Source organism: Rhizorhabdus histidinilytica (assembly GCF_900167915.1).
Classification (GTDB): Bacteria; Pseudomonadota; Alphaproteobacteria; order Sphingomonadales; family Sphingomonadaceae; genus Rhizorhabdus; species Rhizorhabdus histidinilytica.
In genome coordinates this window covers 11460-30809 of record NZ_FUYM01000011.1, presented here as the reverse complement: position 1 = coordinate 30809, position 19350 = coordinate 11460, and the positions used below count along the sequence as shown (strand labels likewise).

21 protein-coding genes are annotated in these 19350 nt (G+C 67.6%); 11 read left to right on the top strand and 10 right to left on the bottom strand.

The genetic code is table 11. From position 1 onward, the window contains the following. Positions 1 to 12: 12 nt before the first annotated feature. A complete protein-coding gene (locus tag B5X82_RS20545) occupies positions 13 to 696 on the top strand; it encodes a type 1 glutamine amidotransferase domain-containing protein (protein ID WP_079650048.1) in 684 nt (227 codons plus the stop codon). A 10-nt stretch (positions 697 to 706) separates the two neighbouring features. On the opposite strand, the gene B5X82_RS20540 is transcribed toward B5X82_RS20545, so the two are convergent. Further along, on the bottom strand, positions 707 to 1567 hold the full coding sequence (locus tag B5X82_RS20540; protein ID WP_235862748.1) for an acyl-CoA thioesterase: 861 nt from the start codon (positions 1565 to 1567) through the stop codon (positions 707 to 709). 69 nt (positions 1568 to 1636) lie between these two features. Here B5X82_RS20540 and B5X82_RS20535 point away from each other — a divergent pair, with 69 nt between their 5' ends. Further along, positions 1637 to 2152 carry a MaoC family dehydratase gene (locus B5X82_RS20535; protein WP_079650046.1) on the top strand — a complete coding sequence of 172 codons (516 nt, stop codon included), beginning with the start codon at positions 1637 to 1639 and terminating at the stop codon, positions 2150 to 2152. Here B5X82_RS20535 and B5X82_RS20530 read toward each other — a convergent pair. From B5X82_RS20530 to B5X82_RS20515, 4 genes are read right to left on the bottom strand one after another with little or no spacing between them, the layout of a single operon-like run. Next, on the bottom strand, positions 2098 to 2730 hold the full coding sequence (locus B5X82_RS20530; protein WP_079650045.1) for an FMN-dependent NADH-azoreductase: 633 nt from the start codon (positions 2728 to 2730) through the stop codon (positions 2098 to 2100). The two genes, B5X82_RS20535 and B5X82_RS20530, sit on opposite strands and share 55 nt — an antisense overlap. Further along, positions 2723 to 3037 carry a Rieske (2Fe-2S) protein gene (locus tag B5X82_RS20525; protein ID WP_079650044.1) on the bottom strand — a complete coding sequence of 105 codons (315 nt, stop codon included), beginning with the start codon at positions 3035 to 3037 and terminating at the stop codon, positions 2723 to 2725. The genes B5X82_RS20530 and B5X82_RS20525 overlap by 8 nt, the downstream gene beginning before the upstream one ends. Beyond that, the gene (locus B5X82_RS20520) at positions 3037 to 4197 is read right to left on the bottom strand and encodes an acyl-CoA dehydrogenase family protein (protein ID WP_079650043.1); all 1161 of its coding nucleotides are present in this window, start codon (positions 4195 to 4197) and stop codon (positions 3037 to 3039) included. The genes B5X82_RS20525 and B5X82_RS20520 overlap by 1 nt, the downstream gene beginning before the upstream one ends. A 26-nt stretch (positions 4198 to 4223) precedes the next feature. Further along, entirely contained in the window at positions 4224 to 5444 is a 1221-nt protein-coding gene (locus B5X82_RS20515; protein ID WP_079650042.1) for an aromatic ring-hydroxylating oxygenase subunit alpha, read from the bottom strand. An 87-nt stretch (positions 5445 to 5531) separates the two neighbouring features. Between B5X82_RS20515 and B5X82_RS20510 the strand changes: the two genes are divergently transcribed. Together B5X82_RS20510 and B5X82_RS20505 are read left to right on the top strand one after the other, a co-directional pair. Further along, on the top strand, positions 5532 to 6356 hold the full coding sequence (locus B5X82_RS20510; protein ID WP_235862747.1) for a sugar phosphate isomerase/epimerase family protein: 825 nt from the start codon (positions 5532 to 5534) through the stop codon (positions 6354 to 6356). After that, positions 6353 to 6877 (top strand): VOC family protein, encoded by a 525-nt coding sequence (locus B5X82_RS20505; RefSeq protein WP_079650040.1) that lies wholly within the window; start codon positions 6353 to 6355, stop codon positions 6875 to 6877. Before B5X82_RS20510 ends, B5X82_RS20505 begins: the two co-directional genes overlap by 4 nt. Here the strand turns inward: B5X82_RS20505 and B5X82_RS20500 are convergent. Together B5X82_RS20500 and B5X82_RS20495 are read right to left on the bottom strand one after the other, a co-directional pair. Next, entirely contained in the window at positions 6869 to 7348 is a 480-nt protein-coding gene (locus B5X82_RS20500) for a VOC family protein (protein ID WP_079650039.1), read from the bottom strand. The two genes, B5X82_RS20505 and B5X82_RS20500, sit on opposite strands and share 9 nt — an antisense overlap. Before the next feature lie 7 nt (positions 7349 to 7355). After that, entirely contained in the window at positions 7356 to 8162 is an 807-nt protein-coding gene (locus tag B5X82_RS20495; RefSeq protein WP_079650038.1) for an SDR family oxidoreductase, read from the bottom strand. A 198-nt stretch (positions 8163 to 8360) separates the two neighbouring features. Between B5X82_RS20495 and B5X82_RS20490 the strand changes: the two genes are divergently transcribed. Both B5X82_RS20490 and B5X82_RS20485 read left to right on the top strand, forming a co-directional pair. Next, a complete protein-coding gene (locus B5X82_RS20490) occupies positions 8361 to 9287 on the top strand; it encodes an SDR family oxidoreductase (RefSeq protein ID WP_079650037.1) in 927 nt (308 codons plus the stop codon). A gap of 26 nt (positions 9288 to 9313) precedes the next feature. Further along, positions 9314 to 10087 (top strand): SDR family oxidoreductase, encoded by a 774-nt coding sequence (locus tag B5X82_RS20485; protein WP_079650036.1) that lies wholly within the window; start codon positions 9314 to 9316, stop codon positions 10085 to 10087. Positions 10088 to 10283: 196 nt separating this feature from the next. Here the strand turns inward: B5X82_RS20485 and B5X82_RS20480 are convergent, their stop codons facing one another. After that, positions 10284 to 11630 (bottom strand): aromatic ring-hydroxylating oxygenase subunit alpha, encoded by a 1347-nt coding sequence (locus B5X82_RS20480; RefSeq protein ID WP_079650035.1) that lies wholly within the window; start codon positions 11628 to 11630, stop codon positions 10284 to 10286. Beyond that, positions 11627 to 12982 (bottom strand): aromatic ring-hydroxylating oxygenase subunit alpha, encoded by a 1356-nt coding sequence (locus tag B5X82_RS20475; protein WP_079650034.1) that lies wholly within the window; start codon positions 12980 to 12982, stop codon positions 11627 to 11629. The genes B5X82_RS20480 and B5X82_RS20475 overlap by 4 nt, the downstream gene beginning before the upstream one ends. A gap of 103 nt (positions 12983 to 13085) precedes the next feature. Here B5X82_RS20475 and B5X82_RS20470 point away from each other — a divergent pair, with 103 nt between their 5' ends. Together B5X82_RS20470 and B5X82_RS20465 are read left to right on the top strand one after the other, a co-directional pair. Further along, positions 13086 to 13619, top strand: coding sequence for a VOC family protein (locus B5X82_RS20470; RefSeq protein ID WP_079650033.1), 534 nt, complete (start codon positions 13086 to 13088; stop codon positions 13617 to 13619). Between the two features lie 71 nt (positions 13620 to 13690). Then, positions 13691 to 14248 (top strand): carboxymuconolactone decarboxylase family protein, encoded by a 558-nt coding sequence (locus B5X82_RS20465; protein WP_047169499.1) that lies wholly within the window; start codon positions 13691 to 13693, stop codon positions 14246 to 14248. Between the two features lie 49 nt (positions 14249 to 14297). Here the strand turns inward: B5X82_RS20465 and B5X82_RS20460 are convergent, their stop codons facing one another. Beyond that, positions 14298 to 16775 (bottom strand): TonB-dependent receptor, encoded by a 2478-nt coding sequence (locus tag B5X82_RS20460; protein WP_079650032.1) that lies wholly within the window; start codon positions 16773 to 16775, stop codon positions 14298 to 14300. A gap of 256 nt (positions 16776 to 17031) precedes the next feature. On the opposite strand from B5X82_RS20460, the gene B5X82_RS20455 reads away from it, so the two are divergent. Genes B5X82_RS20455 through B5X82_RS20445 form a run of 3 tightly spaced genes read left to right on the top strand, consistent with a single transcriptional unit; the run spans position 17032 to position 19255 of the window. After that, the gene (locus B5X82_RS20455; RefSeq protein ID WP_079650031.1) at positions 17032 to 17328 is read left to right on the top strand and encodes a putative quinol monooxygenase; all 297 of its coding nucleotides are present in this window, start codon (positions 17032 to 17034) and stop codon (positions 17326 to 17328) included. After that, entirely contained in the window at positions 17325 to 18962 is a 1638-nt protein-coding gene (locus tag B5X82_RS20450) for a class I adenylate-forming enzyme family protein (RefSeq protein WP_079650030.1), read from the top strand. The genes B5X82_RS20455 and B5X82_RS20450 overlap by 4 nt, the downstream gene beginning before the upstream one ends. Next, a complete protein-coding gene (locus B5X82_RS20445) occupies positions 18959 to 19255 on the top strand; it encodes a putative quinol monooxygenase (RefSeq protein WP_079650029.1) in 297 nt (98 codons plus the stop codon). The genes B5X82_RS20450 and B5X82_RS20445 overlap by 4 nt, the downstream gene beginning before the upstream one ends. The last annotated feature ends 95 nt before the right edge of the window (positions 19256 to 19350 follow it).

The following is a 19350-nucleotide window of genomic DNA, read 5'->3' as shown; positions in this document are numbered from 1 at the left end:
GGACGCGTGACGATGACGAAGACCATATTGTTCGTGCTGACCGGCCAGGCCGAGCTTGGCGACACCGGTGCCAAGACGGGGGTGTGGCTGGAGGAGCTGGCGACGCCCTATCGCGCACTCGACAAGGCGGGGCACGAGATACTGTTCGGCACCCCCGGCGGCGTCCTCGCCCCGCTCGACCCGGCAAGCCTGGAGGAACCGTGGCTGCTGCCCGCCGGGCACTGGCTGCTCGGCCAGCCGGCGGCGATGGCGAAGCTGGAGGCGCCGCTCGACCTCGCCACGATCGATCCGGCGCGGATCGACGCGATCTTCCTGGTCGGCGGCACCGGCACGCTGTGGGACTTCCCGGCCTGCCACCCGCTCGGCGCGCTCGCGACCGCCCTCCACGCGCAGGGCAAGCCGGTCGCGGCGATCTGCCACGGCGTCGTGGGCCTGATGACCGCCACCGCGGCGGACGGGTCGCCGCTCGTCGCCGGCAAGGCGATCACCTGCTTCAGCAACGCCGAGGAGGCGATGCTCGAATATGACAAGCTCGTCCCCCTGCTCGCCGAGACGGCGCTGGCCGCACAGGGCGCCGACTATCGCTGCGCGGCGCCGTTCGAGCCGCTGGTCGTCGAGGATGGCGGGCTGATCACCGGCCAGAATCCCGGCAGCGCCGAACCGCTCGCCGCGGCGCTGCTCCGGCGGCTCGGATAAAGTATAGACATTATTGGACCAGCCGGATCAGCCCTTCCTGGGCGACCGACGCGACGAGCCTGCCGTCCCGCGCGAAGATCGTGCCGCGGCCGAGCGTGCGGGCGCCGCCGGCATAGGGGCTGTCGATCGTGTAGAGCAGCCATTCGTCGGCGCGGAACGGCTGGTGGAACCACAGCGCATGGTCGAGGCTGGCATCGTTCAGGCCATGATCCGACCAGCTGATCCCGAGCGGCAGCAGCCCGGTGTGGAGGATGTAGAGATCCGACGCGAAGGCGAGCATCCTCTGATGCTCGCCCGGATCGTCGCCGAGCCGGTCGCGGGTGCGGAACCAGAAGGAGCGGCGCGGTGGGGCGCGCGGCGGGTCGACCGTGCGGAACGGCTCGACCGCTCGAAAATCGATGCCGATGTCGCGATCCCAGAAGACGACGCGATGCGGCGGCATGTCGGGCAGCGCCGCGGCGATCGCATCGTCCTGCGGCGGCAGATCGAGCGGATCGGGCACGTCGGGCATGGCCGCCTGCTGCACCGGCCCGGGCTCGGCGTCGTGGAAGGAAGCCGACAGGGTGAGGATCAGCTCGTCGCCCTGCCGCGCCTCGACCCGGCGGGCGGAGAAGCTGCGGCCGTCGGTGTCGCGGCTGACGCTGAAGTCGATCGGCCGGTCGACCCGGCCGGCGCGCACGAAATAGGCGTGGCAGCTATGCGCCAGCCGCCCGGCCGCGACGCTGTGCTGCGCCGCCGCCAGCGCCTGCGCCAGCACCTGCCCGCCGAACAGCCGGAACAGCGGCCCGCCACTCGGCGCCGAGCGCAGCACGCCGCCTTCGCGTTCCTCGAAGCGGAACAGGGGGGCAAAGCGATGATCGGTTCCGTCCACAAATGACTCCCGTTTCCCTCTGTCCCTTGGCAAAGCAGGGCCGGCAGGCTTCCCGGCAGGAGAGGATCGATGACCGACCATGACGCCCCCTTCGTCCCCGCCCGGCCGACCCGCTGCTTCGAGGACCTCGCCGTCGGCGAGGCGCGCCGATCGGAGCCGCGCCTCGTCACCGAGGCGGAGATACTCGCCTTCGCCCGCCAATGGGACCCGCAATGGTTCCACAGCGATGCCGACCTCGCCCGCCAGTCGGTCTTCGGGGAGGTCGTCGCCAGCGGCATCCATACCCTCGCCCTGTGGCGGCAGATGGATCATGAGATCAATTCCGATATCGATTTCGTCTGCGGCGTGGGCTGGGACGAGGTGCGGATGAAGAAGGCCGTCCGCGCCGGCGACAGCATCCACGTGACCTCCGAGATCGTCGAGCTGCGCCCATCCGCCTCGCGCGCCGACCGCGGCACCGCCATCACCCGCTATGCCGTCGTCAACCAGCGCGGCGAGGAGGCGGTGAGCTTCCTGAGCATCAACCTGGTCTACACCCGCGCGGGCAGGGAGAGGGCGGAGAGCAGCGCGTCGACGTCGGCATAGGCGCGGTCCATTGCCGCCGCGACGCTCGCCTCGTCGCCATAGGTCGGACGGACGTGGATCGCATCGATCTCGGTGACGCCGATGAAACCGAGCCAGGCCTCAAGATAGGCGAGCTGGAAATCATAGGCCGCCATCGGCCCGCCCGGCCGGATGTCGAGCGCGCCCGAGGTGACCAGGATCGCGCGGCGGCCGGCTGCCAGCCCCTCGCCCTGCCCGTCGACCACCCGGAACGCCAGGCCCGGCTGGGTGATCAGGTCGATATAATGCTTGAGCCGGTACGGAATGCCGAAATTCCACATTGGCACGGTCATGATCCAGCCGTCGAACGACAGGAAATGATCGACCATCCGGCCGATCGCCGTCCAGTCGGCGCGCACCGCCTCGTCGACCGGCCGACCCTCGATCAGCGCATAGCGCCCTTCGATCGCGGCGCCGTCGAAGGCGGGCAGGTCGGCGTCGAACAATGCCAGCTGCTCGACCTCATGCCCGTCGAGCCCGGCGATCAGCCGGTCGGCCACCATGTTCGATCGCGAGCGGCCCCTGCGCGGGCTGGCGTCGACATGGAGCAGCCTAGCCATCGGGCAAGTCCACCACGATGTCGTCGCCTTCGACGCTGACCGGATAGACCGCGATCGGCTTCTTGGTCAGGGTCCCGTTCGGCGCGCCGGTGCGCATGTCGAAGCGGACGCCGTGCAGCGGGCAGAAGATATGCGGTCCCTTGACCTTGCCACCTTCCAGATGGGCGAAGGCGTGGCTGCACATATTCTCGACCGCGAAGACGCCGGCGCCGGTACGGCACAGCAGCACCGACTTGCCGCAGGCGTCGAACGCCTTGTTGCCGCCTTCGGGGACGTCGTCTAGCGCGGCGATCCGCTGTTTCGCCATCAGCGCCTCTGGTCGAAGCGGCGGCCGAGCATCGCCGCGGCGATGTTGACCTTCTGGATGTCGATCGCGCCGCCGGCGATGCCCCAGCCCCAGCTGTCGCGCAGCCGCCGTTCCATCGGGAATTCCTTGGAATAGCCATAGGCGCCCATCAGCTGGACGGCGTCGCCCGCTACCTCGCGCGCGATCGAGTTGGCGAAGCACTTGGCGGTCGAGCTGTCGAGGATCGAAGGCAGCCCGTCCTCGGCATTGGCTGCCGCGCGCCAGATCAGCAGGCGGGCGGCGTCGACCTTCATGTGCATCTCGGCGAGCTTGAGCTGGACCGCCTGGAACTCGACGATCGGCTTGCCGAACTGCTTGCGCTCCTGGACATAGTCGGTGACGTCCTCCAGCGCGCCCGACGCCTGGCCCAACGCCATGGTGGCATTGCCGCAGCGTTCGAGGTCGAACGTCTCCATCAGCTTCTTGAAGCCGCCCGCCGGCACGACGATGTTGTCGAGCGGCACCTCGACGTCGTCGAAGGTCAGGTCGGCCGACGGCACGCCGCGGAAGCCCATCAGTTGCTCGTTGGGACCGAAGCCGAAGCCCGGCGTCCCCTTCTCGACCAGCACCGCGCCGATCGCCTTGGGGCCGGGATCGTCCGACAGCCGGCAATAGACGAGATAGGCGTCGGCATGGCCGCCGCCCGAGCACCAGCGCTTGGTGCCGTTGATCACCAGCCGGTCGCCCTTCACCACGCCCTTGGTCTTGAGGTCGGTCAGCGCCGATCCGGCGTCGGGCTCCGACATGCCGATCGCGACCACCATCTCGCCCTTGCACACGGCTGGGACGATGCGCCGCTTGAGGCTGTCCGACCCGAAATGCTCGATCGCGCGGACCGGCCCCACCGAGGATTCGAAGATCGGGAAGGCGACCGCCGAGGATATCTTGGCGAACTCCTCCAGCACCACCAGCGCCTCGAGATTGCCGAGGCCGAGGCCGCCCAGTTCCGCCGGCACGTTGATGCCGAGGAAGCCCATCTCCGCATAGCGGCGGACCAGCTCATGGCTGGGCGGCTTGTTGTCGCGTTCGCATTCCGCCGCGATCGCCGGCAATTCGGCGCGGGCGAAGGTCCGCGCCGCCTCGCGCAGTTCCTGCTGCTCGGATGTGAGCCTGAAATCCATGCCTCTCCCCTATGATCCGATAGCCCTCAGCGCGTAACCCAGTCGTGCAGCACCTGCTCGACCCGCGCCTCCGGCGGCACCTGGTTGAGGCCGATGCGGCGATCGAGCTCCTCGTGCCAATGATAGATGCGCCGCTCCTGATAGTTGAGTGGCATACCGCGGAAACCGTCGCTTTCGAGCGATTCCTGGATCTGCGGGGCGAACTGGAGGTCCTCGTAGAGGATGCGCTCCCAATTGGCGATCCGCTTCTCCCACATCGGATGCGGGTTCTCCGGGTCGTGGTCGGGCCCGATCCAGCTCGACACGACGCGCGACGAGCGCGGGCCGGTCGGCCAGAACTGGAGCAGCGGGATACCGCTGTCGGACGGCGGCATCACGAAGTTCGGATAGATCTGGTAGCTGACGTTGTTGTTGGCCGGCAGGTCGGTGACCGTGTCGATCTTCGGCATGCCGATCGTGCCCGGGTCCTTCCAGTCGGGGCGGCTGTTCGGCGTCACCATCCGGCTGTGCCCGTTCGGCCAGAGCGTCACGATCATGCCGCGATGGTCGAGGAAGCGATCCACCGTGTGCTGGTGGATCGACTTGATGTGATAGACCTCCAGGAAGGCGTCGAGCAGCACCTTGACGTTGCAGCCGACATCGTAGCTGCGACTGTCGACGAGGCGGAGGCGGTCGAGCTGATACTGGTCGAGCTCCTTGGCCATCGGGCCGATATGCTCGATCAGCGGCTGTGCCTCGACATCTTCGTTGACGAAGATCAGGTTGCCCAGCGTCTCGCAGCGGACCGGCACCAGCGACCGGCAGGAGAAGTCGAGGTCGACGAAGTCGCGCTTGTCGCGGACGGCGGTGAGCTTGCCGTCGAGCGTATAGCTCCAGCCATGATAGCCGCAGACGAAGCCGCGCGCCTCACCCGCCTCCGCCGTCACCAGCGGCGCGCCGCGATGCTGGCAGGTATTGAAGAAGGCGCGCAGATCGCCCTGCAGGTCGCGCACGACGATGACCGGCGACCCGGTGTTGCGGGTCAGGAACCAGGAGCCGGGATTGGGAAGCTGGTCGACATGGCCGGCATAGAGCCAGGCCCGCTTCCACATCCGCTCCTTCTCCAGCGCCAGGAAATCGGGGTCGACATAGCGGCGGCCGGGAATATCGGGGAGCTTGGGAAAGCCCTCCGGCGCGGCCTTGCGGCCCCGCTCATAGTCCATCCGGGCATAGTCCGGCCCGGCACTGTCATGGCTGATGGCGTCCATCGATCCTGTCCCGTAGCGTCCTTTGTCTCTTCCGATTGACTCGCCCTACCACAGCCGCGCATAAAAACAATCATGAATGATTTTTTATTGGCCCCGGCGACGCTCTCGCTCCACCACCTGACGGCGCTCGACGCGTCGCCGACGGAACTGGCCGCGATCGCGGGCCGGCTGGGGTGCGACCATGTCTGCCTGTTCACCCATGTCCCCGAGGCGATAGCACGCCTCTTCCCCTGCGTGGGCGAGGCGGACGTGCCGGAGCTGTCGGCGGCGCTGGAGCAGGCGGGGGTGACATTGTGCAACCTGGAGGTGTTCCCGCTCGACGCCGATCCCGACTGGGCCGGCTTCGAACGGGCGCTGGCGGTGGGACAGGCGCTCGGCGCCACGCGCGCGACGGTCCATATCCACGATCTGGACGACCACGCGGGGGCGGCGGCGCTGGCCCGCTTCTGCGACCTGGCGGCCGGGTTCGGCATCGTCGCGGGGCTGGAGTTCAACGGCTTCTCGGCGGTGCGCACGCTGCCGCAGGCGGCGGCGATCGTGCAGGCGGCGAACCGGCCCGGCGCCTCGCTGGTGTGCGACATGCTGCACCTGGTGCGGAACGGCGGCGGCCCCGCCGATATCACCGCCGCGCGCGACCGCATCGGCTATCTCCAGATCTGCGACGGCCCGCGCGAACGCGCGCGCGACGAGGCCTGGCACGAGGCGATCCGCGAGCGCGGCCTGCCCGGCACCGGCGACTTCCCGCTCGCCGCCGCGCTCGCCGCGCTGCGCCCCGGCACGATCGTCGACGTCGAGGTGCCGCAGCACGCCGCTCGCAAGGCAGGGATCCCGCCGTTCGAGCGCGCCCGCCGCGCCGTCGAGGCGGCGCGCACCCTGATCGCCAACCATATGCCGCACGAGGCCGCACGATGAGCTTCCAGCCCCGCATCATCCAATATGCCTGGGTCGTCCCCGACCTGGCCGAGGCCGCCCGCCGCTGGCATGCGGCGACCGGGATCGGCCCCTTCCTGGTCAACCGCGACCTCAAGCTCGACGAGCCGCGCTATCGCGGCGCGCCGAGCGCGACCCGCTTCTCGACCGCCGTCGCCCAGCATGGCGAGGTGCAGATCGAGCTGGTCGAGCAGCATGACGACGGCCCCTCCGCCTATCGCGACACGGTGCCGGCGGGGGCGACCGGCTTCCACCATGTCGCCTTCATCGCGGAGGACTTCGCCGCCGACCTGGCCCATTATACCGGCCAGGGCTTCGCGGTCGCGGCGGACGGGCTGTTCGGGCCGATGCGCTATGCCTATGTCGACACCTCGGCGGCGCTCGGCCACATGATCGAGATCGTCGAGGACAAGCCCGCTATCCGCGCCTTCTTCGCTGCGGTGCGCAAGGCCGCCGAACGCTGGGACCGCGACCCCGCCACCCTGCTGCGCGAGCTAGGCTGACGGCTCCAGGGCTTTCGCCCGGTCGAATCCGAAGCCACAGCCCTCGTCGACGATCTGCAGCAACTCCACGACATTGCCGTCGCAATCGCGGCCATAGGTGGCGCGGGTCGCGGCCGATCCGCCGGGCGGGCCGTTGAATTCCATGCCGAGCGCGGTCAGCCGCTCATATTCGGCGAAGACGTCGTCGCAATAGAGGCAGAGGTGGATGAGGCCATGGTCGCACATGCGCGGCCGCACCGCTTCCCCGCGCGGCGCGCTGTATTCGAACACCTCGACATAGAGATTGCCGAGGCGGAGCATCTGGTAGCGCGCGGCGCTGTCCTTGAGCCCCACCATCGTGTCGATCCGTTCGTTGCCGCGCTCCCACGCGCCGCCGCCGCAGCACTCGAAACCGAACCAGCGCCGATAATGATCGACGAAACGATCGAGGTCGGGCGTCGAGACGGCGAGGTGGTGGACGCCGCGGATCATCGCCGGGTCATGCCTGGGGCGCCGCCGCGGCGCGCGCGGCCTGCACCGCGGCGACGATCTCGGCGTTGCGCGGGTTGCGGCGCAGGGTGACGCCGCCGTTCACCTGCAAGGTCTGCCCGGTCATGAAGCAGGCGTCGGAGACGAGCCACGCCACCGCCTCGGCGATATCCTCGCTCGTTCCCACCCGGCCGAGCGGATATTCCTTGGCGAAGGCGCCGATCACCGCCGGGTTGCGGCCGGCCTTGCCGGTCATGGGGGTGACGGTGAAGCCCGGCGCCACCGAATTAGCGCGGATGCCGCGATCGCCGAATTCGTTGGCGATGCAGCGGATGACATGATCGGCGCCCGCCTTGGTGCCCATATAGGCGGCATGATCCTCCAGCATGATCGTCGCCGTCGCCGAGGATATCTGGACGAGCGATCCGCCGTCGCGCATCGCCCGCAGCATCGCCTGGTAGAACAGGATAGCGCCGGTGAACTGGAGCGCGGTGATCTTCTCGATCTCCTCCTTGCTGGTGTCGAGGAACGGCTTGAGCAGGCCCCAGCCGGTGGCGTTGACGGCGATGTCGATCCCGCCGAAGCGATCGACCGCGGCCGACGCCAGCCGCGCCAGATCCTCCTCGCTGGTCAGGTCGCACTGTGCGACGGCGAGCCCGCCAAGCTCTTCGGCGAGTTCGGCGAGCGGTTCGGGATCGCGCCCCGCCACCACGAGTCGCGCGCCGCCGGCCGCGAGTCGCCGGGCGATCGCCTGCGCCATGTTGCCCCGCCCCGCCGCGCCGATCACCACCGCGACCTTGCCGTCCAGTTCCGCCATTGCCCAGTCTCCTCTCTCCGCGCCATTAAAAACAGGCATGCTTGCCTTTTTCAAGACCAGTATCATTGTCGCACCCCTGCGAGGCGATGCGAGAGGCTACGGCTGTTCCGGGCAAAAGCCGGTCCAATAAAAAAGACATTTGTGATTGTTTTCTTCATCGGCGATGCTAAGCCATGTCGGGAGGAGCCTGAACGATCGATGGATGCGAATTCCACCCAGCCCGCGCCCGGCGGCCATGTCCGGCCGGACCCGAACGACCCGACCCGGCCGAAACGCGGCCTGACGCCCGACGACCTGGCGACGCATGAAACGGTGTTCCGGCCCGACCTGCTGGCCGGCCACCGCATCCTGATCACCGGCGGCGGCAGCGGCATGGGCAAGGCGGCGGCGTTCCTCGCCGCGCGGCTGGGCGCCGAGGTCGCGATCTGCGGCCGCAACGCGGACAAGCTGGCCGTCACCCGCGACCAGATCCACGCCGCAACCGGGCGCGAGGTGATGATCGCCGCGATGACGATCCGCGACCCCGAGGCGTGCGAGGCGCTGATCGCGTCGATCCACGACCGGATGGGCGGACTCGATACCGTCGTCAACAATGCGGGGGGGCAATTCCCGCAGGATGCGATCGACTTCAGCCGCAAGGGCTGGCTGGCGGTGATCGACACCAACCTCAACGGCACCTGGTGGATGATGCAGGAGGCGGCGAAGCGCTGGCGCGACAGCGGCACGCCGGGCCACGTCATCAACATCGTCGCCAATGTCGAACGCGGCATGCCGCAGGCGGCGCACACCTGCGCGGCGCGCGCGGGGGTGATCTACCTGTCGAAGACGGTCGCCACCGAATGGGCGCCGTTCAACATCAGGGTCAACTGCATCGGCCCCGGCGTGATCGAGACCGAGGGCTTCGGCGTCTATCCGGAAGAGGCGCTGGTCCGCTTCCACAAGGCCAATCCGATGAAGACGCGCGGCAATGCGTGGGACGTGGCTGAGGCGATCGCCTATCTCGCCTCCCCCGCCGGCCGCTTCGTCAACGGCGACCTGCTGGTGATCGACGGCGGGCAGGCGCAGTGGGGCGTCGTCTGGCCGGGCGGCATGCCGGATTATTTCAACGAGGACGGCGCGGCCTGATCGTCCGCCGACAGACGGAGAGGGATATGGCACAGGATCGCGCGGGCCGGGTGGCCGGCAAGGTCGCGCTCGTCACGGGCGGCGGATCGGGCCTCGGCAAGGCCGATTGCGAGGCGCTGGCGCGCGAGGGGGCGACCGTCGTCGTCACCGACGTCAAGATCGAGCCCGCGCTGAAGGTCGCCGACGCGATCGGCAACGGCGCGCTCGCGCTGGCGCTCGACGTCGCGTCGGAGGACCAGTGGATCGCGGTGATCCGGGCGATCGAGGAACGCTTCGGCCGGCTCGACATCCTCGTCAACAATGCCGGCGTGGTGCTGTCGGCCGATGTCGAGGGGACCACGCTCGACCAGTTCCGCTTCGTCAACGCGGTGATGAGCGAGGGCGTTTTCCTCGGCTGCAAATATGCGATCCCGCTGATGAACCGCAACGACGGCGGATCGATCGTCAATATGTCGTCGACCGGCGCGCTGCTCGGCTATCCGATCTTCCTCGCCTATTCGGCCGCCAAGGGCGCAGTGCGATCGATGACCAAGTCGATCGCCGTGATGTGCCAGGAGAAGGGCTACAAGATCCGCTGCAACTCGATCCATCCCGGCGCGATCGAGACGCCGATGGTGCAGGAGGCAGAGGGCCGCATCGGCCAGGAACAGGCGGTGCCCAAGGGCGTCCTGCCCGCCGGCGCCAAGGGCGCGCCCGAGGACGTGGCCGCGATGGTGGTGTTCCTCGCCTCCGACGAAGCGCGCTTCGTGACGGGGGCGGAGTTCGTCGTCGACAACGGGGTGACGATCCGGCCGTTCTGACCTTTCCTTCCGCCGTCATGCTGAACCCGTTTCAGCATCCACCGGGCCGCAGACGGCGGCGATGCGAATGATCAACTGATTTTCCTGCCGGCACCCCAGCGCAGGCTGGGGTCCATGTCCCTATCCTCCCCGGTGGTCATCTGGCTGATGAGAGACATGGGCCCTTGCCTCCGCAGGAGCGACGGTAAGGGAGAGACTACCGTCCCATCCAGCGGTCGAGCTCGACGTGAAAGTGGCGCAGCCGCGCCTCCTGCTCACCCCACAGGGGACCGCGGAAGCCGCGCGAGCGGGCGCCGGCCTGGACGATCGGCAGCAGGTCGGAATCCTGGTCGAGCACCTCACCCATGCCCGGCGGCTCGCCGAGCCCGGTGTGGACGACGTCGGGCCGGGTCTCCCCGGTCAGGTCGACATCGTCGCCCAGCCCCATCCACAGCGGCGCGCCATAGCCGGGCACGTCGACATGGCGGTAGAGGATCGTCGTTTCATAGGTGAAGCGTTCGGGGTCCTCGGCGTCCGGCTTGAAGCGGTGGAGGAACACCGCCTCGGGGTGGCAGCCGATCTGCGCGTTGGGGAAGATGCCGAAGATCACGCTGTCGGTGAGCTGCGCGTCGCTGAACCGTTCATAGCCGAGCCCGAGCCGCGCCGAACGGTCGCGCTTGGCCATCGCGATCGCCGAGCGGCTTTCCCGCGCGCTGCCCTGGAAGGTCGCCGGATCGAGCCCCGCATCCTCCAGCATCACCGCGATGCCGGGGTTGATTCCCTCCTGGTCGGGGAAGTGCGAATTGGGCTGGCCGAAGGGCACGAACTGCCGGCTCATCCCGCCCGGATAGAGATCGATATGGGTGCGGTCGTCGAGCATCCCCATCGTCTGGGGGTGGATCGCATGGAGATGATAGCTCTCGTAGAAGGCGTCGACCCCGCCCTTCCAGTTGGCCGCCCAGTCCGACCGGCGGTGCTGGACGACGTTCATCTCGCCGATCCGGTAATTTTCGAGCATCGGCAGGATCGGGCCCAGATAGTCTCGGAGCGGCGGTGGGTTCTCGGCCATCGAGAGGAAGACGATCCCCGCCGCCTCCTCGACCTTGACCGAGCTGAGGTCGGTGCCGTGGCACAGCACCTCGGGCCGGAAGGTCTCCGGGTCGGTGACGGCGAGGTTGCGGCCGTCCAGGCCGAACCGCCAGCTATGGAAGGGGCAGGTGAAATCGTCCTGCGACCCGACGTCGCCCTGCACGAGGCGGCTGCCGCGATGCGGGCAGACATTGTAATGCGCGGCCAGCCCGCCATCGGCCGTGCGGACGATGATGAAGCTCTCGACGCCGATGTCGAAGCGCATCCAGTCGCCCGGCTCGCGCACGTCGCTGACCGGGCCGGCCATCAGCCACGCCTGGACGAACACCTTCTCCCATTCCTGCCGTGCGAATTCGCGCGAGGTGTAACGGACGGGATCGGGGCGAACCGCGCCATTGTCGACATGGGGAGCAGGCGTGTCGAACGGATGGGCCGAGTCCTTGTGGACCGCCCAGCCGCGGACATCGTAGTTCATGCCGGTTCCCCCAGCCCCATGCGCCGGTCGAGCTCGGCATGGAAATGGCGCAACCGCCCTTCCTGCTCGCTCCACAGCGGACCGCGGAAGCCGCGTGAGCGGGCGCCCGCCTGGACGATCGGCAGCAGGTCCGAATCCTGGTCGAGCACCTCGCCCAACCCCGGCGGCTCGCCCAATCCGGTGTGGACGACATCGGGCCGCGTCTCCCCGCTGGTGTCGATGTCCTCGCTCAGCCCCATCCAGGCCGGCGGCGTGTAGCCCGGCGCATCGACGTGGCGATAGAGGATCATCGTATCGTAGGTGAACTGGTTGGGATCGCTCGCATGCGGCAGGAAGCGGTGGAGGAACACCGCCTCCGGATGGCAGCCGATCTGTGCGTTGGGGAACAGGCTGTAGACAGTCGAATCGCTGAGCTGCGAATCGCTGAACTTGTCATAGTCGAGGCCATGGTCGGCGGCGCGCTTGCGCTTGGCGGCCTGGACCGCGGCGCGCGTCTCCTTCGCGGTGCCGCCATAAGTCGCGGGATCGATGCCGGCGTCCCTGAGCATCAGCGCGATGCCGGGGTTCACGCTCTCCTGGTCCGCGAAGCGCGGGCTCGGCTGGGCGAAGGGGACGAACTGGCGGCTGAGCCCGCCCGGATAGAGATCGATCTGGGTGCGGTCGTCCATCAGGCACTGGGTCTGCGGATGGACGGCGTGGAGATGGTAGATCTCGGCGAAGGCGTCGACGCCGCCCTTCCAGTTGGCGCCCCAATCCGACCGGCGGTGCTGGATGACGTGCATCTTGTCGATGTCGTACAGCTCGAGCTGCGGCAGGATCGGCGCGAGCCACTCCTTCACCGGCACGATGTCGGGGTCCATCGAGATGAACACCAGTCCGGCGGCGACCTCGCAGCGGACCGAGGTCATGTTGATGTCGTGGCACAGCACCTCGGGCCGGAAGGTCTCCGGATCGGTGACGGCGACATTCTTCCCGTCCAGGTCGAATCGCCAGCTGTGGAAGGGGCAGGTGAATGCCGACTGGCTGCCGAAATCGTCAAGCACGAGCCGGCTGCCGCGGTGCGGGCAGACATTGTAATGGGCGTGGACCTCGCCGTCGTCGCCCCGGACGACGATGAAGCTCTCCCGGCCGATGTCGAACCGGGCGAAATCGCCCGGCTCGCGGATGTCGGAGACGGGACAGGCGACCAGCCAGCTCCGCGCGAAGACCTTCTCCCACTCCTCCGCCGCGAAGGCGGGATCATGGTAGCGGGCCGGCGTCGGCCGGGCGGTGCCGTTGTCGACATAGCTGTGCCGGTAGAACGGATGCGGGGCCCCGACGTGGATGTCCCACAGGCGGAAATCATAGTTCATCACGTCTCTCCTCGATTCCGTCTCGTCGCGGATCGACATGCATAAAAAAACATGCATGATTGTTTTGCAAGGTCAAATGTCAGGCCGTTACGGGAGAGAGCGAATGAGTCGGCTGTTCGGGCGGATCTTCCAGCTCGCCTATGTCGTCGAGGATATCGACGCGGCGATCACGCACTGGACGGGGACGATGGGCGTGGGCCCCTTCGTCCGCTTCCCCGTCCCGCTCGCGGCCGACTGGCTGGAGGTGCGCGGCCGGCGGGTGCCTGCCGACGAGGACATCTTCGCCGCGGTCGCGATCGCCTATAGCGGCGACACGATGATCGAGCTGATCCAGCCCGGCAGCGCCCCCTCCCCCTATCGTGAATTCCTCGCCGCCGGGCGGCGCGGTGCCCATCACCTCGGCACCTATGCCGACGATTACGACGCCCAGATGGCCGCCGCCCGTGCAGCGGGCATCGGGGTGGCGATGGAGGGCGTGCTGCCGATGTCGCGCTTCGCCTATCTCGACACCGACCTGTTGTGGCCCGGAACGATGGTCGAGATCATCGAGGCGACACCCGAGATGCACGCCTATTTCGGCGCGATCCAGGCGGCCGCGCGCAGCTGGGACGGAAAGACGCCGGAACAGGCGATCTGATTCAGGCGCGGCCGGGACGCGACGCCGGCCCATCGCGAACGCCGAAACGACACGTCGCGGAGGAGAGACAGATGCCCAACATTCAGGTCCCCACCGAGGCGCTTGCCGATCCGCTCGGTTATGCGCTGACCCAGCATTCGCCCGTGATCGGCGCGGCGGCAGGCGACTTCGTCCGCGCGGTCTACCAGTCGCTGCGCCTGTCGCTGCGTATCGCCGAGGCGGCCCGCTATCGTATCGCGCAGATCAACGGCTGCCTCGTTTGCCAGGGCTTTCGAGCCGCCGATCATCTCGACGCCTATCTCGCTTCGGCCGGCGGCGATCCGGCAAGCTCACTGGTCGCGCGCGGCGGCGAGCGCCCCGACGAAGCCTTCTATTCGGCGATCGACCAGTGGCGGACCAGCCCGCTGCTCGACGATCGCGAACGGCTGGCGGTCGATCTGGCGGAACGAATGGCCTTCGCCCCCAACGAGCTAGGTTATGACGACGCGTTCTGGGCGAAAATGCGCGCGGCCTATAGCGACGCGGAGATCACCGATCTGACCTTGGCGATCGGCATGTGGATGGCGATGGGCCGCTTCACCCATGCGCTCGGCCTCGACACGGTCTGTCTGCCGGCCGCGGCGGCCTGAGGAAAAGGGGAAGGACGGCGCCCGTCACGCGGGCGCCGTCCCCCAGGGGTTAGTTACCCAGCTTGAAGCCCACTTCCGCGCCGAAGTAGCGCGGCGGGCCGTACTGGCCGTTCGCCCACAGGCCGCCGACGACCTGCGACCCGGTCAGGTAGCGCTTGTCGCTGAGGTTGCGGCCGATCAGGCGGACATAATATTTGTCGTCGGCCTGCATCAGCGTGATCGACGCGTTGTACAGCGTCCGGGCGTTGAGGAAGGTGTTCTCCGCCGGGCTGGTGATCGACTGGGTGAACAGGTTGCGGGCGACATAGTTGATGTTGCCGTTGAACTGCAGCTTGAAGTCGCCAATCGGCAGCTCGTAGGTCGCGTCCGCCGTCCACTGCCACTTGGGCAGACGATCGAGCGGCGCGCTCGACAGGTCGTAGCCCGCCGGGATCGGCGTGACATAGCTCTTATACTTGCCGTCCTGATAGCCGACCAGGCCGCGCAGGGTGAGGCCCTGCACCGGGATCAGCGTGCTTTCCAGCTCGATGCCCTTCACCGTCGCCTTGGCGGCGTTGAAGAAGCGGGTGACCTGGAACTGCTGCCCGCCGACGACCAGCGGCACGACGATCTGCTTCTGCAGGTCGTTATAGTCGACGTAGAAGCCGGTCAGGTTGAAGCGCAGGTGCCGGTCGAACAATTCAGTCTTCACGCCCGCTTCGTAGCTGTCGGCGCGCTCGGGCTTGGTGGCCGAGGCCGCCGCGGCGAAAGCCGCCGGATTGTCGCTGCCATCGGCATTGACGAAGGGATGGAAGCTGCCGATCTGATCGTTGAAGCCGCCCGCCTTGAAGCCGCGCGAATAGGTCGCATAGGCGAAGACGGTCGGCGTCGCCTGCCAGCCGAGGCTGACCCGCCAGGTCGGCTCGCGCGCGCTGTCCTTCACCTTGATGACGCCGGCGGTATAGTCGAACACGTTCGCGTCGAGGGCATGCTCGAGCACGATGGACGGATCGAACCCCCCGTTGAGCTGCTGCGCGAACACCTGCTGGCGTCCGTACCAGCTCTTGTTCTCCCAGGTGTAGCGGAAGCCGCCGGTCAGGGTCAGCGTGGGAGTGAACTTGAAGGTGCCCTCGACGAAGGTCGCCTTCGAACGCGAGCGCTGCGCGTTGCAGAGCAGATAGGGGTTGTCGTTCCAGTTGCCGAAGCCCGGCCCGCCGCTGGCAAGGTCGAGGAAGCCGAGCAGCTGCGCCACGCAGAAGCTGGTCTTGTCCTTCTGGTAGAAGCCGCCCGCGACGAAGTTGAACGGCCCGTCGAACGAGGAGGCGAAGCGCAGCTCCTGCTGATAGGTCTTGCGGTTGTCGTCGCGCTGCGCGTCGAACAGCGAGAGGACGGTGCCGTCGGACGCCACCGGCGCGGTGCCCATATAGGTGTTGGGCAGGCGCGACCGCTGGTTGCGATAGCCGCTGACCGAGGTGAATGTGCCCCAGTCAGTCTTGTAGTCCATGTTCAGATAGGCGCCGTCGACATTGACGATCTGCCCGCTCTTCTCCTTGATCAGCGCACCCTGCCGGTCGGTCAGCGCGGCGTTCTTGAGCGGATCGCTGTTGCGGTTCGGCACCGAGCCGAGCCCGAGCGAGTGGAACAGGAAGCCGTTCGACGCCGGGGTCAGGTTGACCGAGGGGACGCTGTCCGACCGATCACGCAGATATTCGTACTGGAGCAGCGCGCTGAACGCGTCGCTCGGTTCCCACAGCAGCTTGGCGCGGGCGTTCCACACATCCTGCCCGCCAAGCGAGCGGCCGTCGCCGCAGCCGCTCTGCCCGGCGAACTTGGCCGCGAAGGCGGTGGCGGCGAAGGGGGTGACGGGGCCGAAGCAGCCGCCATTCTTGTAATAGCCGTCCGACTGGGTGTGGCCGATCACGCCGCGGAAGGCGAGCGTCTGGCCGATCGGCAGGTTGAACGCGGCCTGCGGGATCACCGTGCCGAAATCGCCGACCTGGAGCCGGCCCTCGACCTCGATCTTCTCGAGCTGGGGCCGCTTGGTCTTGACGACGACGGCGCCGCCGGTGGTGTTCTTGCCGAACAGCGTGCCCTGCGGGCCGCGCAGCACCTCAACCTGCGAGACGTCGAACGTGTCGAGCAACTGGGTCTGCACCGACGGCATGACGAAGTCGTCGACCAGCACCGCGACCGGCGGCTCGAAATAGACGATGATGCTGTTCTGGCCGACGCCGCGGATCGAGAAGGAAGCCGCGTTGAAGTTGGTGATCGTCGCCGCCGAGAAGTTCGGCACGAACGCGGCAAGGTCGCCGACGTTGCGCGGGCTCGCCTGGCGGATCAGCGATTCGTCGACCGCCGAGATCGCGATCGCAGTCGACTGGAGATTGGAGTCGCGCCGCGTCGCGGTGACGACGATCTCCTGAAGCGCACCATCCGAAGCCGTTTCCGCCGTTTCGGCAGGCGCCGACTGCGCCGCCGCCGGGACCGCCGTCAGCGCCGCCGCGAGCGCCGCGCACGCACTACCCATATACCAATGTCGCTTGAGCATCCCCGTCCTCCTCCGTGAAGCCCGGCTCTTGCGGCCGGGATCGATCAGAACGGGGCGGAGATTACCGCAGGCGACGCAAATTGCAATCAGTCATGTATGTTTTATTTTTTCTCCGTATCCCCCATGCAACAGTGGATTGATGCGTTGCAACAAAAGCGGCGGCCTGAAAATTGCCCTCTTGAAAAATCAGTCATGATTGTTTTCTAATGCGCCTCGACATGGCGCTCGAGCGCCGAATGGCGGAGAGGGTCGCCGAATGGCATACAGCTTCCTTTCGCGGTTCCGGATCAAGGCGGACCGCGAGGATCAATTCGTGGCACTGGCCCGGCAGATGGAATCGCTCGTCGATCGCGAGCCGGGCACGCTGGCGTTCAAATTCTTCCGGCTGGGCGAGCCCGGCATGTTCGCGGTCTACGAATCCTTCGTCGACGAGGCCGCCGACAAGGCGCATATGGAAACCGATCATGGCAAGCCGCTGATCGAGCAGATGATCGGCTGCATGGACGGCAGTTACGAGCGCGAGATGCTCTACGATCTGGAGCCGGCCCGATGAGCGCGCCGATCTACACATATGGCGCGATGCTGCGCGCCAGCGCCGCGGCGCGGGGCGATGCCGACGCGCTGGTCTTTCCCGACCGGCGGCTGAGCCATGCCGAGCTCCATGCCTCGGCCCGGCGCTGGGCGAAGGCGCTGCTGGCGATGGGGGTGGAGCCGGGCCAGAATGTCGGCATCCTGCTCACCACCCGCCCCGAATTCGTCGAGGTGATGTTCGGCATCGCCATGATCGGCGCGGTCGCGGTGCCGGTCAACGCACGCTACCAGGCGCATGAGCTGGCCTTCCTCGTCCGCGACGCCGACCTGGTCGCGCTGGTCACTACCGGCGCCGTCACCGACCAGCTCGACTTCTCGCGCCGCCTCCAGGCCGCCTTCCCGGCGCTGGCGGACGCCGATCCCCATGCGCTCGACCTCGCCGACGCGCCGCTTCTGCGGCGGATCGTCTGCATCGATCCGCCCTGCCAGCCCTTCATGGTCTCGGCCGAGGCGGCGCTGGCCGCGGGCGACCCGATCGACGACAAGGCGGTCGACGCGCGGATCGACGCGGTCGATCCCGAGCAGATCGCGCTGGTGCTCTACACCTCGGGCACTACCGCCAACCCCAAGGGGGCGCTGATCAGCCACCGCGCGATCGTCGGCAACAGCCGCAACCTCGGCAAGCGCTACCGCGTGACCGCCGCGGACAAGGTCTGGTCGCCGCTGCCGATCTTCCACATCGCCGGCATCCTGCCGCTGACCATGGTGATCGACGCGGGCGGCGCCTATCTGACGGTGCCGCATTTCGACGCGGCGACCGCGCTCGCCATGCTCGGGCGCGAGGGGGCGACCGTCGCCTATCCCAGCTTCGTCACGATCATGCAGGACCTGATCACCCATCCGAGCTTCGCCTCCACCGACCTGTCGAAGCTGCGGCTGATGAACTCGAACTTCGCGGTCCAGCCGGCCTGGATCAAGGAGGCGATGACCAAGGCGATGCCGCATACGATCCAGGTCGGCACCTACGGGCTGACCGAGGGCGCGGGCACGATCTGCACCAGCAACATCGACGACCCCTTCGAGCTGCGCACCGGCCGGCTCGGCGTGCCGCTCGACGAATGGGAGGTGCGCATCGTCGACCCCGAGACCGGGCGCGACTGCGGGCTTGGCGAGCAGGGCGAGATCGTCGCGCGGGGACCCAACATGCTCAAGGGCTATTACAACGCGCCGGACAAGACCGCCGAGGTGCTGCGTGGCGGCTGGTTCCACACCGGCGACATCGGCTCGTTCGACGAAAGCGGCCACATCATGTTCCACGGCCGTACCAAGGACATGCTCAAGGTGGGCGGCGAGAATGTCGCGGCGGCCGAGATCGAGGCGATGCTGCAGAGCCATCCGGCGGTGAAGCTGGCGCAGGTCGTCGGTCTGCCCGATCCGCGCTATGTCGAGGTGCCGGCGGCGTTCGTCGAGCTGGTCGACGGCGGCCAGGTGTCGGAGGCCGAGCTGATCGCCCATTGCAAGGGCAAGCTCGCCGCCTTCAAGATCCCGCGCCATGTGCGCGTCGTGAGCGAGTGGCCGATGTCGACCTCGAAGATCCAGAAGTTCCGGCTGCGCACCCAGCTCGTCGAGGAGTTGGGCCTGGGGGCGGCGGCATGAGCGGCAAGAGCTTCATCGCCGAGCTGCGCGCCAAGCCCGGTCGCGGGCCCGAGCTGATCCGGCTGCAGACCGAGCTCAAAGCGCTGGTGTTCAAGAGCGAACCCGACGCTCTGGTCTACGAACTTTTCCAGTCGGAGGAGGACCCCGACCTGTTCCAGGTGGTCGCCACCTTCCGCGACGACGCGGCGTTCGACCATCACATGCACATCGACTTCCACGACCGGCTGGTCCCGCCGATCCTCGACTGCCTCGACGGCGAGATGAAGATCGCCTTCTACCGATCGCTAGGGTGAGGATAACACATCCCACTTATCATCGTCATGCCAGCGAAGGCTGGCATCCATGTCTGCTCTCTCCCCGATGATCATCTCGGGTGAATGGAGACATG